11 protein-coding genes are annotated in these 19,850 nt (G+C 73.3%); 4 read left to right on the top strand and 7 right to left on the bottom strand.

Translation table 11 applies throughout. The annotated features are described in order from the left end of the window. Positions 1-17: 17 nt before the first annotated feature. From WMF46_RS23700 to WMF46_RS23690, 3 genes are read left to right on the top strand one after another with little or no spacing between them, the layout of a single operon-like run. Positions 18-1,955, top strand: coding sequence for a mechanosensitive ion channel domain-containing protein (locus tag WMF46_RS23700; RefSeq protein WP_437987674.1), 1,938 nt, complete (start codon positions 18-20; stop codon positions 1,953-1,955). Beyond that, positions 1,952-3,289: a cation:proton antiporter gene (locus WMF46_RS23695; RefSeq protein WP_437987673.1), complete on the top strand. Its 1,338-nt coding sequence runs from the start codon at positions 1,952-1,954 to the stop codon at positions 3,287-3,289. Before WMF46_RS23700 ends, WMF46_RS23695 begins: the two co-directional genes overlap by 4 nt. Then, on the top strand, positions 3,286-4,749 hold the full coding sequence (locus tag WMF46_RS23690) for a cation:proton antiporter (RefSeq protein ID WP_437987672.1): 1,464 nt from the start codon (positions 3,286-3,288) through the stop codon (positions 4,747-4,749). The genes WMF46_RS23695 and WMF46_RS23690 overlap by 4 nt, the downstream gene beginning before the upstream one ends. A gap of 12 nt (positions 4,750-4,761) precedes the next feature. On the opposite strand, the gene WMF46_RS23685 is transcribed toward WMF46_RS23690, so the two are convergent. From WMF46_RS23685 to WMF46_RS23655, 7 genes are all read right to left on the bottom strand, one after another. Next, entirely contained in the window at positions 4,762-5,394 is a 633-nt protein-coding gene (locus WMF46_RS23685; RefSeq protein WP_437987671.1) for a hypothetical protein, read from the bottom strand. Positions 5,395-5,592: 198 nt separating this feature from the next. Then, positions 5,593-6,861, bottom strand: coding sequence for an endolytic transglycosylase MltG (gene mltG / locus WMF46_RS23680; RefSeq protein ID WP_437987670.1), 1,269 nt, complete (start codon positions 6,859-6,861; stop codon positions 5,593-5,595). Positions 6,862-6,967: 106 nt separating this feature from the next. After that, the gene (locus WMF46_RS23675) at positions 6,968-8,554 is read right to left on the bottom strand and encodes a vWA domain-containing protein (protein WP_437987669.1); all 1,587 of its coding nucleotides are present in this window, start codon (positions 8,552-8,554) and stop codon (positions 6,968-6,970) included. Positions 8,555-8,599: 45 nt separating this feature from the next. Beyond that, complete coding sequence (locus WMF46_RS23670; protein ID WP_437987668.1) at positions 8,600-11,077, bottom strand: NAD(P)-binding domain-containing protein; 2,478 nt, start codon at positions 11,075-11,077, stop codon at positions 8,600-8,602. After that, a complete protein-coding gene (locus WMF46_RS23665; protein ID WP_437987667.1) occupies positions 11,061-12,764 on the bottom strand; it encodes a pre-peptidase C-terminal domain-containing protein in 1,704 nt (567 codons plus the stop codon). The genes WMF46_RS23670 and WMF46_RS23665 overlap by 17 nt, the downstream gene beginning before the upstream one ends. An 11-nt stretch (positions 12,765-12,775) precedes the next feature. Next, the gene (locus tag WMF46_RS23660) at positions 12,776-15,865 is read right to left on the bottom strand and encodes a vWA domain-containing protein (protein WP_437987666.1); all 3,090 of its coding nucleotides are present in this window, start codon (positions 15,863-15,865) and stop codon (positions 12,776-12,778) included. A gap of 295 nt (positions 15,866-16,160) precedes the next feature. Further along, positions 16,161-18,518, bottom strand: coding sequence for a cyclic nucleotide-binding domain-containing protein (locus WMF46_RS23655; RefSeq protein WP_437987665.1), 2,358 nt, complete (start codon positions 18,516-18,518; stop codon positions 16,161-16,163). 485 nt (positions 18,519-19,003) lie between these two features. Here WMF46_RS23655 and WMF46_RS23650 point away from each other — a divergent pair, with 485 nt between their 5' ends. Continuing rightward, entirely contained in the window at positions 19,004-19,816 is an 813-nt protein-coding gene (locus WMF46_RS23650; RefSeq protein ID WP_437987664.1) for a hypothetical protein, read from the top strand. Positions 19,817-19,850: the final 34 nt, after the last annotated feature.

Raw genomic sequence — 19,850 nt, 5'->3', positions numbered from 1 at the left:
CGGCCGAGAGTGCCTGCGTGCAGCGGCTGTTCCCCGCGCTCCTGGTCGCGCTTGCCGGCCTCATTGCTCCCGCCGGCGCTGCGTTCGCCGGGCCGGCGCAGGCCGCGCCCGCGCCCTCGCAGGCCGCATCTGCGCCCTTGCAGGCCGCATCTGCGCCCTTGCAGGCTGTGCCCGCCCCCTCGCAGGCCGCGCCCGCCCCCTCGCAGGCTGCGCCCTCTCCCTCGCAGCTCGCGCCCCCGCCAGCCTCGTTCGAGCCCACGCAGCTCGCGCCCCCGCCGGATCCTTCGGTCCAGCCGCCGCTCGTAGAGGTCTTGCCATCGCCCGCGGAGGCCCCGTCGGCGTCCGCGCAGGTCGTGCTGGCGCCCGCCCCGGTCGCTCGGCCTCCCGCGCCGCCGCCTGCGCCGGTCGCGCCGACGTCCGCGCCGGTGGCGCCGCCGGCCCCGGCCGTTGACCAGGGCGAGCCGGTGGCTCCCGACCCCCCGCCTTCGCCTCCCGTGGTCGAGCAGCCCGAGGCGCGCGTCGAGCTGCTCGGCAGGACGGTCTTCGCCCTCCGCGTGCACCGGGGCAGCCTCTCTCCCCCGGAGCGCGCCCGCGAGGCGGCGCGCGTGCTGGAGCGCGCCGCCCAGGAGAAGGCGGTCCCCGAGGTCCGCGTCGCCGAGCAGGACGGCGTGGCGGTCGTCTACGTCGGCGACCGCCCGCTCGTCCACCTCGGCCCCGAGGACGCGGCGGCGGCGGGCCACACCACGGTCGCGGGCCACGCCGCCGCGGTCGCCGGCACGGTGCGCGACGTCCTGGCCAAGGAGCAGAGCCGGAGCCGCCTCGCGACGAGCGTCTTCTCGTTCTCGCTGCTCGTCTTCTCCGGGCTGATCGCGCTGCTCCTGCTCCGCAAGGTCGGCGAGCTCGTCGAGCGAGGGCGCGCCTGGGTCGCCGAGCATCCGGAGCGGCTCCCGGCGCTGCACGTCCGCGGCATCGAGATGCTCCGGCCCGCCGCGTCGCAGGGCGCGCTCTCGGTCGCGCTCGGCGCCGCCGGCGTCCTCGTCCGGCTGGGCATCGCTTACATCTGGATCCTCTTCGCCCTCTCCCTGTTCGCCTCCACGCGCGGCACCAGCGAGAAGCTCACCGGCTTCGTGCTCGCGCCCATGTCGGAGCTCATGGGGCGCATCGCGCGGAGCGTCCCGGTGCTCGTGCTCGCGATCCTCGCGACGCTCGCGGTCATCGTCCTCATCCGCTTCGTGGGGCTGTTCTTCGGGAGCGTGAGCCGGGGTGAGACGTCGCTGGGGTGGCTCCCGTCCGATCTCGCGGTCGCCACCGGCGTCCTTGTCCGCTTCGGCATCCTCGTGGCCGCGCTGCTCCTCGCGGCCCCGCTCATCACCGGCACCGACGAGGGGGCGTTCACGCGGATCGGCTTCGTCGTGCTCGCGGCGGCCGGGCTCGCCAGCACGCCGCTCATCGCGTCGGCGGCCGTCGGCCTCTCGGTCATCTACGGGCGGCGCCTGCGCGTCGGCGACATCGCCGACGTGGGCGGCCGCGCCGGGCGGGTCCGCGAGCTGACGCTGTTCGAGGCGCGCCTCGAGGACGAGGACGGCTGCGTCGTGCGCGTGCCGCACCTGCTCAGCCTGTTCCACCCGACGCGCATCCGCGGCCGCCCTCCGGTCGTGGCCGTCGAGATCAGCGTCGACCCCGCCGCCGATCTCGATCGGGTGCGCGAGCTGCTCCTGAAGACGGGCTCGGGCCTCGGCAGCCGCGCCCGCGCCGCGCTCGTCGCGATCGACGAGGGGGGCGCTCATTTCCGGGCCACGATGGCCTGCGACGGCGACGACGTGCGCAGCCGCTGGCTCACCGCGGTCGCGCAGGCCCTCGTCGCCGCGGACATCCAGCTCGGGCGCGCGCCGGCGTCCTCCGGCGGCGCGCGGCGCGCCGCGCCCGCGCCGGCTGACCGGAGCGCCGCCTCGTGAACGCCGTCTGGCTCCTGATGGGGCTCCTCGTGCTGTCGTACCTCGGCAGCTCGCTCGTCAGCGGCCGCGTGCTCCGGGGCATCGGCCTCCCTTCCGGCGCCGAGTACGTCGTGCTCGGCTTCGTGCTCGGGCCCTCGGCGCTCGGGCTGCTCGAGCCCTCGTCGCTCGCCGCGTTCGAGCCCGTGGCGGGCGTCGCGCTCGGCTGGCTCGCGCTGGTCGTCGGCCTCGACTTCGGCTTCGTCGGCAGCCGCCGCGTGCGCCCGTCCCGGATGGCGCTCTGCGTGCTCATGAGCCTCCTGACCGGCGGCGCGGTGGCCGCCGCCGTCTGGTTCGCGGCGGCCCACGGCGCTCCCTCGCTCGATCGCGGCGACCGCGCGCTGCTCGCTGCGGGCGTGGGCGCCGTCTCCGCCGAGACGACGCGGCACGCCGTGCTGTGGGTCACGCAGCGCTACAGCGCGAGCGGCAAGCTCTCGGATCTCATCGCCGACATCGCCGACTGCGACGATCTCGGCCCGCTGCTCATGATGGGCGGCGCGTTCGCGCTCGTCCCGCAGGCGACGGCCCAGTGGCCGATCCCGTTCTGGGGGTGGACGGTCGTGACGGCGCTCATCGGCGTGGTGCTCGGGCTCATCGCGGTCGTGCTCCTCGGGAGCGATTTCCGCCTGATCCAGAGCTGGGGCGTGCTGCTCGGGGCCTCGCTGCTGACGATGGGCACGAGCGCCCGGGTCGGCCTGTCGCCGCTGTTCGCGGCGTTCGCGATGGGCGTGACGATCGCCGCCTTGTCGCGGCACCGCGACGAGATCGTCGCCATGGTCGCGCCGACCGAGCGGCCGGTCATCCTGCCGGCGCTCCTGCTCGCGGGCGCGCACGTGAACCCGAAGGCGGCGCCGTTCCTGCCCTGGATCGTGGCGATCGCGCTCGGGGCGAGGCTCGTGGGCAAGCTCGCGACCGGGCTCGTCTTCCGCGTCGTGTCGCCCGACGCGCGCGAGACGTCGCCGTGGCTCGGCCTCGGGCTGCTCTCGTCGGGCGCGGTGGCGATGAGCGTCGGCCTCGCCTTCGCGCTGCGCTTTCCGGGCCCGGTCGGGCACACCGTCCTCTTCGCCGCGACGGCCGCGGCCGTGTTCGGCGAGCTCGTCGGGCCGCAGGCGCTTCGCGCCACGCTCCGCAAGGCCGGTGAGCTCGCCGCGCCCGAGCGGGAGTCGCTCTACTTCGGCCGCGGCTTGGCCCGCGCCGGGCGCGGCGCCGCGCCCGGCGACGGAGGCGAGAGGGGCGGCCCGCCGTCGCCCGCGGCGCAGCGTGGGGGAGGGATGAGGAACGAAGAGGTGTCACCGTGAGCGCCGCAGCACTCCCTGACGTCGAGCCCGCCTCGCCCGCCGGCCCGGCCGCGCCGGCCGATCCGGGCGCGCCCGCCGAGCAGCAGGGCGCGCCCTCCGCGCGCCACCACGGGTCGGCCCCGAAGGGGCCGCTGAACCACCTCACGCACGCCGTCGCGCTCGTGATCCTGTTCGGGCTGCTCTACGCCACGACGCGCGCGGTCCCTCACGAGCACGGGCCCGCGGGGGCGGTCGCGTCGATCGGCTTCCTCCTGCTCGCGGGCACGCTCGCGAGCGAGCTCGTCGAGCCGCTCCGCCTGCCGCACATCTCGGGCTACATCTTCGCGGGCATCGTCGCCGGCCCGCACGTCTTGAAGCTCGTCGACCACCACGCCGTCGAGGAGATCTCGCGGGTCAACGCGCTGGCGCTGGCGCTCATCGCGCTCGCGGGCGGCGCCGAGCTGCGGATCGACGTCGTCAAGAAGAGCCTGAAGAGCATCCTCCTGCACAACCTCGTCCAGACGGTGCTCGTCTTCGTGGCGATGACGGGCGTCTTCTACGCGGCGCGCTCGCTGGTGCCGTTCGCGGCCGAGCTCTCGACCACGGCGGCGCTCGGCGTGGCCGTCCTGTGGGGCGTCATCGCGGTCACCCGCAGCCCCTCGGCCGTGCTCGGGATCCTCTCCCAGACGCGCGCGACCGGCCCCGTCGCGATGCACACGCTCGCGTTCGTGATGACGTCGGACATCATCGTCATCGTCGTGACGGCGGTCACGCTCTCCACGGTGCGGCCGCTCCTCGAGCCGGGCGCGACGATGTCGATGCACGAGATCGAGCTGCTCGGCCGCGAGATCCTGGGGAGCATCTCGATCGGCACGACGCTCGGCCTCGCGCTCGCGGCCTACATGCGGCTGATCGGCCGCCAGCTCATCCTCGTGTTCGTGGCGCTCGGCTTCGGCGCGACGGAGGTGCTGCGGTACCTCCGCTTCGACGCGCTGCTCGTGTTCGTGGTGGCCGGCTTCGTCGTCGCGAACCTGTCGAAGCAGGGCGAGAAGCTGGTGCACGCGGTCGAGGACGCCGCGAGCGTGGTGTTCGTGCTGTTCTTCGCGACGGCCGGCGCGCACCTCGACCTGCCCCTCTTGCGGCAGATGTGGCCTGTCGCGCTGCTCTTCGGCGTCTCGCGCGCCCTGGTGACGTGGGTCGCGAACCGCATCGGCAACCGGCTGGCGGACGATCCGCCGCTCTTGCGGCGGTGGTCGTGGTGCGGGCTGGTCTCGCAGGCCGGGCTGACGCTCGGGATCAGCCTGACCATCGAGCGCGCGTTCCCGAGCCTCGGCGCCGGCTTCCGCGCGCTCGTCGTCGGGTGCGTGGCGCTGAACGAGGTGTTCGGCCCGATCCTCTTCAAGTACGCGCTCGACCGCGCCGGCGAGACGGCGGTCGAGGCCTCGCGCGGGTCGCTGCCGAACCTCGGGCGCCACGGGTGAGCCGGGGCCCTGTCACGGGGTGAACCGGAGCGAGTAGCTCACCACCGTGGGGCCTTTCCTCGGCTTGAGGAAGTCGATCTGCTCGAAGACGCCGACCACGCACTTCGTGAACGCCTGGCCCTTGAGCGCCGTCCGCGGCTTGCGCACCTCGGCCTTGCCGCCGTCCTTCTCGATGCGGAGATCGATGCCGAAGTCGCCGCCCTTGGTCGGGTCCTCGGCGAGCGCGAAGCAGCGGCGGAGCTCGTCGAAGTGGGGGGCGACCGAGCGCTTGATCGGCTCCTTGGTGAAGTCGTCGTGCGGGCCGCCGCCGATGTGCATGCCGATGTTGGCGACCTTGACCTTCGGGAGCGGCCCGGCGTCGGCTGGCGCCGCCGCATCGGGCGCGGCGCTGGCGGCGGGCGCGGCGCTGGCGGCGGGCGCGGCGCTGGCGGCGGGGGCCGCGCTGGTGGCTGGCGCGGCGCTGGCGATGGGAGCAGCGCTCGAGGCCGAGGCGGCGGGGTCGGGGGGAGCGGACGGAGCGGCGGTCGCGGAAGCGGCCTGCGTCACTTCGGCCGGGGGCGCGGTACGCGGCGAGCAGCTGGCGACAGCGGCAGCGACGGCGAGGGGAGCGGAGAGCGCGACGAGGAACGGAGCGGGACGGCGCATGATGGCGCGCGAATCTACACCGCGGCGCGCGCAGATCCAGGAAGCGGGGGCGGCCGAGGCAACGCGAGGAACGACGATCCGATCGCTGCGCGCGGAGAGCCGCCGTGATGCGCGTGAGGGACTCCGTGCCGGAGGGAAGGGGTCCGTCGCGCGCCCGAAGGCGCAGTTTGTATGCTGGATTGCGTTCGTGTCCCGCGCCTAGGGCGCCGTCGCGTCCCGGCGCTTCTGCACGGCGTCGTTGTGGTCGTCCAGGCTCTCGCTGAACCGGTGGCGGCCGCCGCCCGCGGCCACGAAATAGAGGTACTTCGTCGCCGCGGGCGCCAGCACGGCCGCGATCGACGGCGCCCCAGGGTTGGCGATCGGCCCGGGCGGCAGCCCCGGGTGCGCGTAGGTGCTGTAGCGGTTCTTCGGATCCCGCACCACGGCGGGCGTGGCCTTGCCGCCCCACTCGGCGCATGACGGCGCCTCCTCGGGCGAGGCGACGCAGCCGTAGAGCGCCGTCGCGTCGGACTGCAGCTTGCGAGAGCGGAAGCTCGGATCGAGGAGCCGGTTCAGGAACACGCTCGCGATGAGCGGCCGCTCCTCCTCGACGACCGCCTCCTTCTCGATGATGGAGGCCAGCGTGAGCACCTCGCGGCGACCCCAGCCGAGCGTCGCCTGGAGCGCCGCGAGCCCGTCCTTGCCCTGCGCCGCGAGCGCGCTCCACCGCCGGTCGGACTCGGCGACGAGGCGCCGCGCCACGTCGCGCGCGTCGGAGTCCAGCGCGAGCTCGTACGTCGCCGGGAAGAGGTACCCCTCCGCGCTCTCCGCGCCCACGGCGCCGCCGCGCTCGATGCCGAGCGCGTCGAGGAACGCGCCGTCGGCGGTGGCCGCGAGGAACGTCTTCCGGCCGGCGATGCGCAGCTTCTCCAGCCGGGCGGCGATGTCGAAGCGGCTGAAGCCCTCGGGGATGGTGAGCTTCGCCGTGGGGCGCCCCTCCGCGCGCGTGAGCAGCTGCCGCAGCTCCCGCGGCGTCGCGCCCTCGAAGAGCAGGTGAGGGCCCGGCACGAACGCCTCGGTGCCGCCCGTCGCGCCGAGGTAGAGCGCCATGGCGCGCTCGCTCTCGACGAGCCCCTCGGCCGCGAGCAGCGCGGCCGCCTCGCCCGCGTCGAGCCCGCCCGGCCAGTTGATCTCCACGACGCGCCCCCGGTCCGGCGCCCTCGCGCGCCCGAAGCCGAACACCAGCGCGAGGAGCGCGGCGCATGCCACCGCGATCACGCCCGCGAGCCCGAGGAGCAGCGCGCGCCCGCGCCCGGCCCGGGGCTGGGCAGGGCGCCGCGACGCCGGCGAGCGCTGCCCCGCGCCGCGCGAGCGCCGCGCGGGGGTCGCCTTCCGGGTCGACGGCGGCTCGCGCGGCGGCGAGCCCTGCGCGCCGTCGCCACCCGTCCGGCGGTTTCCCGGCCGGCTCGCCCTAGGTCGAACGCCCACCGCCGGGAGTCAAAACCCGAAAGCCCGACGCGTGTCAACGCCCCGCATCGCCGCGGGGCAGGGGCCGGAGCGCGCCGTCCGCGTCGCCCGCGCCGGGCGCCGCGCGTCAGCGCGCCAGATCGAAGGCCTCCGCCTCGTTGCGGCGGACGGCGCTCTTGCCCTGGCGGGACTGCGCCGGGGCGGGCCGCGGCGGCGCCGCCGCCGGGGTCTGCGCGAAGCCGCCCGGCCCCGCGGCGGCGGCCGGCGGCGGCGTGGCGAACGCCGGCGGCGTGGCGAAGTCCGTGCCCGCGCGCTCCAGCGCGGCGAGCTGGCCCTCGAAATCGGACGCCACGTCCTTCGCGCGGTTCGCCGGGGCGCTGGCCTTCGCCTTGTCGGCCGCCTTCTTGAGCGACGCCTGCTGCGCGTCGAGCTTGCTGCGCGCCTCGTCGAGCCGCCCCTGCTCGAACAGGAAGTTGGCCTGCTTCAGCGTCGCCGCCGTCTCGCTGCGCTGCACGCGCCCCGCGACGAGCGCGTCGAGCTCGCTCGCGTCGCCGTCGCTCTCCGCGATCGCGACGCCGAGCTTGCCCACGCACCGGGCGTCGGTCCTGGCGACGAGGTCCCGGTAGGTGAGGCCCACGTCGGCGACGGGGGACTCGCCGCGCGCGTCGCCGCCGGGGCCGCCGAGGCCGCCGAGGCCGCCGAGGCGCACCTTGAGCAGGACCGTCTTCACCTCCCCCGCCGCGAACGCGCCGAGCGGCACGATGACCTGACCGCCGGCCCGCCGGAACGAGCGATCGAAGACCCGGTCGAGCTCCACGCCGGGCGCGAGGTCGATCGCGAGCTCCGCGCCGCTCGCGACCGACGCCGTGAGCTGCTCGGCCTCCGCCTCGAAGATGCGCGCGAGCGCGGCGTCGTTCTCGACGAAGTAGTGCCGGCCGTTCGAGTCGAGCGCGATCGCCGACAGGATCTTCTCGTTGTAATCGACGTCGACGCCGATGGTCGTGATGGCGACGCCGCGATCGCGCGCCCGCTGCGCCATCGCGCGGAAGCCGGGGACGTCGCGGACCCCGTGGTTGGCGTCGCCGTCGCTGAGGACGAGCATCCGGCTCACGCCGGCGCTCGTCTGACCGAGCAGCGAGAGGCCCTCCTCGATGCCGCACGAGATGCACGTGTCGCCGCCGAGCGAGATACCGCGGACGCTCGCGAGGATGCGGCCGCGCGTCTCCGGCCCGACCGTGGTGGGCGGCACGACCACGCTGGTCCTCGTGTCGAAGGTGACCACCGACACGACGTCGCCGTCGTTCATGCGGCTCACGGCCGTCGTCGCCGCCTGCACGGCGTTCGTGAGGCGGGTGCCCTTCATCGAGCCGGAGCGATCGATGACCAGCGAGAGGTTCGCCTGCGCCTGCGACCTCGCGGGCGCCCCGTCGCCGCGGACCTCGAACATCAGGAACGTCTCCTGCGCCGAGCGAGGCAGGCGCGCGTGACCGACGCGCCCCTCCAGCATCAGCCTCGACCCGGTGGTGAAGCGGCTCGGATCGACCGCCGCCACGGCGCCGCCCGTCACCTCGGGGACCTGGCGGGGCGGCTCGGTGATCACCTCCGGGACCGCCGTGACGGAGCTCCCGCCCCCGGACGGGGCCAGGGAGTAGACGGAGAGGCTCGTGAACATCATGCCGAGGGCGGAGAACAGGGCGACGTGGGTCGGCTTCATGGCTCCTCCAGAGAACGGCCTGGGCCCCCCGAGCTTACGATCGACTCACGGCGCGGGGACCGCGGGCGTGGTCCCTTGTACGTCGCCGAGCTCGGAACGATCTGACGGCTCCGCGGTCGGCCGGACGCCGGCGGCGCGGAGGGCGCTCCACGGGGGGATGCTCCCGATCAGGACGAGCACGGCGTCGCAGGGGTGCGCCCGGGCCCCCGAAGGCGACGCGAGGGTCGCCACGAGCGCGCCGCCCGGATCTGCGGCGAGGGCGGAGACGTCGGTCTCGAACAGGAGCGAGAGGCGGGATGCCGCTTCAAGTCGGCGTAACTCCTCAATATTTCTGGTCTTCCCGCGGCGGAACCCGGCGCCCCGGTAGACGACGGTGACGTCGGTGGCCGGCTGGCGCGACAGCGCGATCGCCGCTTCCATGGCGACATCGCCGAGGCCGACGATCAGCACGCGGCTGCCGGCGAGGCTGCGGGCGTCGGCGAGGTGGTAGTACACCCGACCTTCCACCTCGGCGGGTAGCTCGAACGGAAGCCGGCGCGGCGAGCCGCGCTGGCCGATGGCGAGCAGCACGCGCCGCGCCCGGCGCTCGGTGCGCTGTCCGCCCTCGCGCGGCTCGGTGACGACGACGAAGCCGGCCGTCGCGTCGACAGCGGGCGCGCCTCTGCCGGCCGTCGCGTCGACGGCGGGCGCGCCGGCGCCGGCCGCGCGGGCGACCGACACCATGCGGGTTTCCTGCAGGATCGGCAGCCGCTCCTTGCGCACGATGCGGAGCCAGTGGGAGAGCAGCTCCTCCTTTGTCGACTCCTTCAGCCACAGCTTCCCGGTCATCGGCAGGTCGAGCGGCTGATCGAAGACCAGCTTGCCGCGCGGGAAGCTCTGGATGCTCTGCGCCACGCTGCCCTGCTCGATCACCTCGAACGAGAGGCCGAGCTCCTTGGCGCGCAGCGCGGCGCTGATCCCGGCGGGCCCAGCGCCCACGATGATCAGATCGAGCTCCTGACCGCCCGCGCCGCGCGGGCCGGCCTGCCGCAGGTCCTCCGCGATGCGCGTCGCGGCGTGCGCGCCCTGGTGGATGGCGTTCTTGATGAGCGGGAGCCCGGTGACGTCGCCGGCGAGGTGCAGGCCCGGCACGTCGAGGCTGCCGAGGTCGTCGCCGAGGCGCGGGCGATCGGCGATCGGCGCGCCGCCCTCGATGGTGAGCGACCCGTTGGGGCAGCGCTGCTCGCACAGGGTGAGGCCGCAGCACGCCTCGGGGCGGGCCACGACCGCGACGTACTTCTCGATGGCGAGCACGTCGTACGGGCACGCGTCGACGCACGCGTAGCAGCCGAGGCAGGTGGTCGTGTCGATCCGGGGCAGGCGCACGCGCGCCGCGGGGCGGAGCATCGCGTCCTCGCCCCCGGCGTCGCTCGCCGCTCGCCGCGCGCGGCGCGCGCGCAGCGCCTGGCCGCCGCGGGCGCCCGCGAACGCGAGGGCGGCGGCGGCGAGGCCCGCGCCCATCCAGAGCAGGGCGGGCGCGCCGGGCGTGGCGCCGGCCTTCACGACGGGCAGGGCCGCGGCGGCGTCGCGCGCCGCGTCCCAGGCGAGGGCGCGGTCCTCGGTGTGCTGCCCGCTGCAGACGCCGGCGGGGCTCGTGTCGCCGCCTGCGCGACCGGCGTTGCGGCCTGCGGCGCGTGTGTCGCCGCCCGCGCGGCCGGTCGCGGCGTCCTCGGGGAGGGCAGGGCGGTGCTCGTCGAAGCAGGTGATCGGACGCTCATCGCCGAGCGGCGCCTGCGCCGCGACGAGGCAGCGCGCGATGGGATCTCGCGGCGCGGCGAGGTCGTGGCACGGCGCGCAGCTCCCGGCCGTGACGATCGCCACGGTGGCCGGCTGGCCCGGGCGGAAGGCCGACCTCGGGAGCTCGACCTCGGCGCCCGGCGCGAAGCGCACAGGCGGCCTCGCTGGATCGAACACGACGCCCTGATCGCCGCGGTGGATGGGGTGGCAGGTGGCGCAGCTCAGCGCGCCGCTCGCGAGCAGCTGCCCGTGGCTCCTGCGGGTGGAGCCGTGGGCGCCGTGGCACCCGACGCAGGCCTGATCGATGCGCGCGCCTGCCGCGGCGCCTCGCGAGGGCGCGGCTTCCCGGGCCGCGGCGGCCTCCCGCGGCGCGGCGGGCGCCTGCTCGGCGTGGCACGACGCGCACGCGAGCTGCGCGCGCGCGTGGGGCAGCGAGAGCGGCCCCGGCGCCGCGTGCCCCCCCGGCGGCGGGAAGAGCAGCGCCGCCGCGCCCGTCGCGACGGCGCCCGCGAGCGTGGCCGGCAGCACGCCCCGGAAGCGGGTGACATCGGAGGTCGCCTCGGCGCGGCGCGCGGCGCGCCCCCGCACGACCTCCCGCGGCTGGGCGGCGCGCTGGCGCGGATCGGAGAGATCGGCGCGGTAGAGCGTCCGCGTGGGATCGGGAGGGCCCGCCGCGTCGTCGGCGCCGCCGTCCGTCGGCGCGGACGGACGGCGGCCTCCGCCGCTCGGGCTAGAGGAGCGTGACATTCAATCGATAGAAGAAGGTCGCGTCGGGGACGAGCGACGCGGCGCGGACCCTCACATAGTACGTGCCCGCGGCGAGGTCGGTGAGCGAGGCGTAGGAGCAATTGCCGACCCCTGAATCGTCGTCGGATGCGAGCACGGTGGTCCCGTCGTCGCCGAGGATCTCGATGTAGCTGTCGATCTGCCCCTGCTGGCAAGCGTTGGTGCCGTTGTCGATGACGTTCGCGTGCAGCGTCGAGCGCGGCCCTGGCACGGTCACGGCGATCACGTCGACGTCGCCTGCAGGCGCGATCTCCGCGAGCCACGGGTCCGCATATTCATTGGCCTGCGCGGGGGCGCCGTTGGGCTCCGCCTCGTCGAGCTCGAAGCGGCAGGTGGCGCTGCATCCATCGAGGGGATCCGTGTTTCCGTCGTCGCACTGCTCGCCGGCGCTCATCGTGCCGTCCCCGCAGACCTCGGGGACGAGCGTCACGTCGAGGCGGTACGGGAAGGTCTCCGCCACGGAGCCAAGCACGGACGTGACGCGAACGTAGTAGTCGCCCGCGGCGAGCCCCGGCGCGACGGCGCGGGCGCAAAGGCCGTTGTCCCCGCGGTCGCGTCGCACGATCAAGTTGCCGCTTCCATTGAGGATCTCGATGACGCTGTCCAGCCGGCCGGTCAGGCAGTCGGAGCTCGTGACAGCCGCGGTCTCCGCGGTGAGGACCGTCGGCCCGCTCGGCACGGTGACGCGCACGACATCGACGTCCGGGACATCATCGATCGGGGCGCCGATCGCGGCGAAGAACGGATTCTCATAGGTGTTGGCGGAGGCGATGTCCTCGTTGGGCTCCACCTCGGTCGGCTCGAGCTCGCAGCTATCGCTGCAGCCGTCGCCCGGCTGATCGAGGGCGTTGTCGCACTGCTCCGTCGGATCCTGGATGTTGTCCCCGCAGACGGTCTGTCGGCTTCGCACGCCGAGGTCGAACGCCCCTGCCTGGCTCGCGTCGGCTCCCGTGATGATCACGTAAAACGCATCGCCCTCGCGGACGGGCACGGTCAGCCGGTTCTCGATCCCCGCGCCGACGCTGGGCCTGCCGCAGTCGCCCACGATCGTCGAGGGGTCGGCGCAGGCGCTGCGCAGCTCGGCGACGAGCTGCGCGTCCGTGCGTGGGGTCACCACCACGTCGAGGAACCCGGTGATCGTCGCCGTGAACGTATAGGCGACGCCCGGGCTCCCCGGCCAGCATTCGCCCTCGACAGCCGCGTGGCCGAAGGTATCGCCGGTCGCGGTCCCGGGATCCGGGAGCGCCACGGGCGCGGCGCACATGTCCGCGCAGGCCGCCTCACACTCCGGATCGCCGCAGTCGATGCTGTCGTCTCCGTCGTTGTCCCGCCCGTCCTGGCACGCCTCGACGCCCGAGCAGCTCGACGCGTCGAGGGTGCACTCGGAGCTGCACCGGACCTCGCCGCTATCGAACCCGACGCTCTGGCAGGTCGCGCCCCTGAGATCGGGTCCGTCGCACGCCTCGTCCTGCTCCGCGACGTCGTTCCCGCAATCGCCCGGGGGGCCGCCCCCGCTGCCCGCGCCCCCGTCGCCGCCTCCGGCCGCGCCGGCGCCGCTCGAGGCCGACGGGGCCCTGGGCCGCGACGCGTCGTCATCTCCGCTGCACGCCGCGACCACCCCTGCAGCGCAGAGGAGCGCGGTCACCATGGTGCTTCGGCTCACTCGGTATCTGGACATGAATACGTGATCTCCCAGTCCTGCACCTGAACGCCGCCCCCTCCGCTGCTCGTCGGATTGAGCCTCATCCGGACCTCCAGGTACTCTGTTCGAGCGTCCGGCAGCTCTTGCAGCACGTCGAAGAGATCGATCGCGCACGGCGGCATCGAGCCCTCATCGCAGATCCGGGTGTCGGTCGGCGTCGCGTGGGCGGTCGCCGCGAGCCTGACCGTCGCCGAGGCGAGGTCGGCGGGATCATCCGCCGCTCTCACGAAGAACTCGACGCTCGAGTCGCCAGGGGTCGTCGTCCTGTACCTGAGGTATCCCCACTGGGTCTTGGTCCCCGGTGGGCAGACGCCGTGGTACTGCTCCCACGCCGTGGTCATCGGCGTGACGCTCGTCGTCGTGCAGGGCACGACGGCCCGGACCTTCCCGCCCGGGTTCTCGCGGATGGTGGAGCAGGTCGTCGGGCAGAGCTTCACGTTCGTGTTCCCGGAATCGAAGTACCAGCCCCCCGCGCCGCAGCTGCCGACCCCGGCCCGCGGCGTGAGCGTCGTCTCCACGCCGGCGGCGTTCTCGTAGACGACGGACACCGACGAAGGATCCGAGACGCCCGCGATGGGGACGGTGACGTCACAGGGCAGCGCCTCTCCGCGGATCGAGACGAGCGCATTGAGGAGGGTACCTTCCAGCGTCGAGCCAGCGCTGAGGTTGAACGCCTGTCCTCCGCCCTGGTCCGCGATGAGGTTGATGACCTCCGCGTTCGAGTTGCCGAAGCCCACCGCGTGCACGCGGACGCCGTGGTTCACGAAGGCGTTTCGTGCCAGGTTTGCGATCGGGTTGGGGCCGGTGTTGCAGCTCGACGCGATGCCGTCGGTGACGAACACGACCGCGACCTCCTCCTCGGGATGGATGTTTTTGTAGTTGATCCCCCAGGCCGTGGCGCCGTCGAGTGCCGGGTACATCGGCGTTTCGCCAGTGGGCGTCGGGAAGTTGATGAAGGCCTGCATGAGCTTGATCTCTTGCTGATCGCCCATCGCCGCCGACGCCGTGGTCAACCTGTCGGCCGCGGCGCCGTTGAACGGGACGAGCGGCAGCGCACAGCCGCCGCCGCCGGCAGGCGGACAGGAAGGGGTGTCGTTGCAAGGGCCAGGGTTGTCGTGCGGCCAGAACCGGAACGCGACGCCGAGCCCCGCCGACGCTTGATCCTGGAAGAAGGCCTTGAGCGCGTTCGTCGCCGGAATCCATCGATCGTTGATCGTGTCGTCAACCATTGAGCTCAGCGTCCGTCGCATCGACGTGGATCGATCGAGCGCCACGAACAGGGTGACCGGCCTGACCAGCGACACGCTCGCCGTGGCGATGCAGGCCGGCGACTCGCACATGGCCGATTGATAGATGCTCCCGTTGTTGCCGCACCGGCACTCGGGGATGTGCATGGCGCCAGGGGGATTGACGATGAGCTCCATCCCGTCGGTGACGCCGGTGCAGCCGGCCACGCTGATGCACTCACCCGGGGCGATCGGCTGCGCCGTCGTGCAGGCGAGGGTGCCGCCCGTCGGGTTGCACGCGTTCAGGACCCGGCTCGGGGCGGAGGACGGCAGCTGGTTGGCGGTGGAAGCATACCGGTGGATGGCGATTCCCGCCGGGGCCGGGGTGCTGCCGCGGTTGCAGACCGGGATCGTCCCGCCGCAGGGCACGCCGATCGTGAGGTCCGGCTGGGTGCACGTGGAGTCCGTCTCGTTCGGCTGGTACGACTTGCAGAGGCCCTTTTGCGGGCAGGTCTCGCCGCAGACACTCTCCACGAGGTCGACGCAGCTCTGTGTCCACCCGCCGCCTGGCCCCGTATCGCAGCAGCTGGGGGCCACATCGCAGATCTGTCCCACGCACGTGTTGCATCCCGGCAGCAGCCGTTCGCCGATGTAACACTTGTCGTGCGCGCAGCCAGGATCGGTGTCGCAGGTGGAGCCGCACAGCGACTCGGCCAGAGTGACGCAGCTCGCGTCCCATTTCGGTGCGGTCGCGGTGCACGTCTTGGGAGCGCACTCCGTGGCGACATAACCCGCGCATGTCGCGCTCCACGTCCCGGTGCAGCGACCGCCCGACAGATAGGTTCCTGGGGGACATATGCCGCCGGGTGCGGTGCAGCGGCCTGGGAAGACGCAGGTGCTGCCCGCGCCGATGAGCGCAGTGCACTGCGCCGTCGTGCCGCAGGTGATATCGCAGCAGCGCGGATGGTTCGCGCAGATGTTCGCGATGCACGCGTCGCCGCACGTCGTGTTCATGTTGGTCGCGGCGCCGGGCGCCGCCACGCAGGCGTCGTGACCGCAGTCGGCCGGTATGGTCGTGAAGGTGCAGCAGCTCGGGTTCGCGTTGCAGACCTTCGTGGCGCAGCCGCTGCAGTTCGACAGCAGCGACACGCCGGTCGAGCACGGGTCGTGCTCGCACGCGCCCCTCGCGGGGGCGTCGCAGTACTGGTCGAACTGGCAGTCCTCGGTGGTCGTGCACGGCTGGTGCGTGCCCTCCCGCGCGACGGCCTCGGGCAGCTCGTTGATGTCGCCGACCGACCACGTGTACGTCGGGCCGGTCCCCGCGAGGCTGATGGGCCCCCCGTCCGGCGTCTCCTCGAACGACTGGCACGTCGGGTCGCACGGGTTGGTCGCGCACAGGCCGCCGTCGGAGGCATCGGAGTTGGCGAGCGGGCGTGGATACCCGCCCTCACCGCTCCCCGGTGGCGCCGAGCCGAACGGCGACCTCCGCATTGTCATCGTCCCGTCGCAGCTGCCGTAACGCCCGTCCTCGCAGCGCCGGATCCCGTCGAGGCACGTCAGCACACCTTCGTGCTCGCCGACGGTGACGTGACACTCCACCTCTTCGCCGTCGACGCACGGGTCGCCCGTTCCCGGCCCAGCGTCGGGCCAGTCCGTCCCCGGCTGCGGCGGCTCACCGGCGTTGTTGCCTCCACGGCACGATCCGGCGATGAGGGCCGACGCGGTGAGCAGCGTCACGAGCAGCAGCGCTCTCGGCGCCCACGCGCTGGGGGAGCCTGATCGGGAGAGCGCTCCCATCCACTTGGTCGAAGGACCAGCCATCGGCTTCTCTACCTTCCACTAGGGTGCTGTCGGGAAAATTGTACCTGGGCGCAGAAGGCAAAGTCCAGGCCTCTCGCCTGCGCGCCGCCTGCAGCGCGTCTTCGCCGACGCGGCGCTCACGTGCGCGCGTCGATGCGCGCGTCGCGACGCCGGCGGAGGCGCGCGCGGCGCACAAAGAAATGCCGTGCCTCGCAACCATTTCATAGCGAGTCCGGGGCGTCCCGGGGTGCGCTGTCCCGCGCCGCGGCAGCGGCCGTGTGGGGCGGCGTGCGCGCGCTCCCGGTCCGGCGCGCGCTCATCGAGGCACGCTCGCCGCCGTCATCGCGTGGAGCACGAGCAGCGCCGCGGCGACGCCGAAGGTGATGATGTGCGCCGGCAGCCCTCCGCGGAGCGCGGCGAGGAGCGCGCGCTGGGCCGGGAGCGCGCGCAGCTCCACGGCGAGGCGGATGAGCTCCGCCAGGCCGGCGAGCCGCTCGGCCCCGCGCCCTTCGAGGACCGCGTCGATGCGGGCGCGCAGCGCGCGCTCCTCGTCGCGCAGGCCGCGCCCCGAGGCGAGCAGCGCGAGCGGGCCGAGGGGGCTCTGCAGGTAGGGCACGAGGATCTTCTCGACGATCTTCTTGACCAGATCGCTGCGCCCGCTCACCTCGCGGTAGAAGCGGTCGAGCAGCTCGCGCCGGGCGGCGCTGAAATCCTCGGGCAGCGCGGCGGTGCGCTCGATCCGGGCGAGGCGCCGCGGCGCGAGCCGGTACGCGATGGCGGTGAAGGCGCCGGCCGCCGCGGTGGCCCAGAACACGAGGTGAAGCGCCGCGCCCAGCGTCGGGCGGCTGGACCGGGGCCACGGCGCGTGCGCGAGCGCGAGGCCGGCCGTGACGAGGCCGATCGCGAGGTGCCCGGTCAGGTGCGGGCGCAGCCGGCTCTTCACGGGCGCGGCATCGCCGCCCTCCACGGCCGTGTCGCCGCGCCGCCTGGGCCGCATCCACGCCCATCGCCCGGCGCGCTTGGGGACCGCGTAGAGCAGGAGCAGCGCCATGCCGACCGCGGCGGCGACGCCCGCCGAGAAGGCGGCGCCCTCGCCCGGGCGCGCGCCGCCGCGCGCGTGCGCCAAGAGCCCAGCTGCGCCGAGCCCCGCCGCCGCGAGCGCGCTGCCTGCGACGAGCGCCGCGCCGCTCCGTGGCGCGGCGGCGCGCTCCTGCTCGCGCCGCGCCCCGCCGAGCAGGTCGCGCACGTCGGCGATCTCCTCCGCCGGGTTGACGCGGAAGATCGAGCCCGTGGGGCAGGCCTTCACGCACGCGGGGCCGTCGTGATCGCGGCAGAGATCGCACTTCACGGCGATGTCCGCGAAGCCCGCGCCTCCCGGGCGCGGCGCGGCCGCGGGGCGCGGCGCCATCGCGATGTTCTCCCACGGGCACGCCTTCGCGCAGGCGCCGCAGCCGGTGCAGAGCGCGTCCCGGATGAACACCTCTCCCCCGGTGTCCTTGCCGATGGCGCCGGTGGGGCACTCGATCATGCAGGCGGGGCTCTCGCAGTGCTGGCAGGAGTTCGGCAAGAGCAGGCTGCGCGGCGCCTCCTTCTGCGCGGCCTGCTCCGCGTCGTCCACCCGCGCGCGCACCTTGTCTCCGCGGCGCACGAGCCGTGAGACCCCGTGCACGTCGGCGCACGACCACGCGCAGTGTCCGCAGCGCGCGCACGTCTCGAGATCGATGACCAGGAGCGACCGCGCGACCTGAAGGCGATAGAGGTCCCTGAAGATGTGCGCTGTGTGATTGCGCGCATGGCCGGCGATGACCGCCTCCTGCCTTTCGTGGTGCTCGCCGGTGATGCGCCGGAGTCGGGGGATCAGATCAGGGTGCTTCCGCGCGAGCGCGGCGAAGGTCTTCGACGGTACGGCCAGGAGCGCCGTGGCGCCGCTGGCCACGGCGCTCGCCGCCCGACAGCGGCCCTCGTCGAGCTCGACGTCTCCAAAGAAATCACCCCGGGTGAGGTACGCGCGCACATGAATCCGATCTCCGTCCTCGGTCTGAATTTGCACCATCCCTTCAGCGATGAGCCAGAGCTCGGCGGCCGGATCGCCTGTGCGATAGATGGCCTGACCGCGCTCGAAGCGCCGATGACTCACTGCGTCAAGCAGAATTTCGACGTCGTCTGAGTCCAGGTCACGCGTGAAGGCGAGGGTGCTGAGGAGGTCGCGTGTCGCGCTCCTCCGCAGCGCGCGCTCGAGCCTCTCGGCGATCTCGGCCTTGCCGGAGCGACCGGCGGCGCGCCGGAACAGGTGGACCGGGATCTCGGCGAGCACGCTGGGGGCGAGCGCGACTGCGGTGGTCCTGCGCGACATCCCCACGACCGCCTCCTCGCCGATGACGTCGCCCGCGGCGGCTGTGCGCACCTCGGTATCGCGATCGTCTCCGCGGCGCGTCGCGCGCAGGGCGATGCGCCCGGACGCGACCACGAAGAAGGCGTCGCCGGCGTCGCCCGCGCGATAGGCGACCTCGTCCGGCGACAGGGAGCGGAGCCGGCCCGCCCCGGCGATCTCACGCCGGGCGCGCTCGTCGAGCCCTCGCAGCAAGGGGGCGTCGAACACCGCCGGCGGCCACGCCTTGGGGCGGTCAGACCCTGCGTCGCGCGCGCCGCCGTGGGTGTGGTCCGATGAGGGCATCAGCAGGTCTCCTGGTCGAAGGACGCAGGCCGCCGCTCCTCCCGACCCGCCCTCGCCGGGCGAACACGGCCCGAGCCGCCCCCCGGAGCGAGGTCGACAGGAGCGGGGCAAGCTGGGGAAGGCGCGTAAGGAGCACAACCGGCGCGAAGAACGCGGACGTGGACGCGGACGTGGACGCGGAGCAGACGAGGCCGGCGTGTCATGGCGTCGGATACCGTCGCTCCACACCGTCGCGCATCCGCTGTCTTAAGGGACGACATGGTCTTACTTCACGTTCAAGAAGGTGCAGAAAAAGGACGAGCGTCCCGAAAATGCCTTGACACCCAAGCCGATTACAGTGAATATCCATCCTGCTAGACTCGGCATCTTCGGCGCCAGGGTTCGTTTGAGGGTTCGGCATGAAATGACTAGCATCTGTTCTTGAGTGCACATGCAATGTCATTCCAAATCAACGAGGTAGAAGTATGAGTAGGCGCACGACGAGTTTGGCTGTTGCTTCCCTGGCTGCCGCGTCTTTCACGCTCGCTTCGGCTTCCGCGAGCGCGAAGGGCCCCGAGGATTGGGCGCTCGAGTTCATCGACAACTCCGTCAGCAACGAGTGGGGCACTGAACCCGAGTGCTTCATGAACTGGGACGACGCTGACCAGTCGGTGGCGTGGACCGGGATGACCAAGGCCGCGTGCTTCTTCACGCTGTCGCTGCAGAAGTCGATGGGGTACGCGCAGCAGGACATCTATGCGATGTGGGGCAAGAACAGCCCGTCGTCCGATTATTATTTCGACATCGTCAACGCGAGCCCGAAGGTCGGCGCGACCCCTCCCGGGTTCGAGACGTACTTCCGCCGTGTCGAACGGGCGGTCGACATCCAGAAGGGTGATGTCTTCACCATCGGCGCCGTGTTCGACGAGGAGGGCATGCAGACCTACGCCGGCCACACGATGATCATCACCGGCGCGCCGGAGAAGATCCTCCCGCAGATCAACCCCCGCTACTCGAGGACGGAGCAGTTCGCGGTGCCGGTCGCGGACTCGACCAGCCAGTCGCACGGGTGCAGCGACAAGTACAAGGACAGCCGGTGGAGCGGGCAGTGCACCGGCGGCTACATGACGCCGGGCGCCGGGACGGGCTACGTGCGTGTGTACACCGACTCGCTCACGGGCATCCTGCTCGGCTACACGTGGAGTGTCACGTCGTCGACGACGAGCTACTACTCCCCCTCCACGCGCCCCTACCGGATCGGCAGGCTGTTCAAGCTGCCGGATCCGCTCCCGACCGATCCGCCCCCGCCCCCTCCCTGATCGACGGCGACGCTCTTCATGACCACGGCGCGCT

The sequence above is a fragment of the Sorangium sp. So ce117 genome (assembly GCF_051524395.1).
Classification (GTDB): domain Bacteria; phylum Myxococcota_A; class Polyangia; order Polyangiales; family Polyangiaceae; genus Sorangium; species Sorangium cellulosum_B.
Note: the sequence above shows the minus strand (reverse complement) of the source record. Positions and strands in the feature narration are given on the sequence as shown.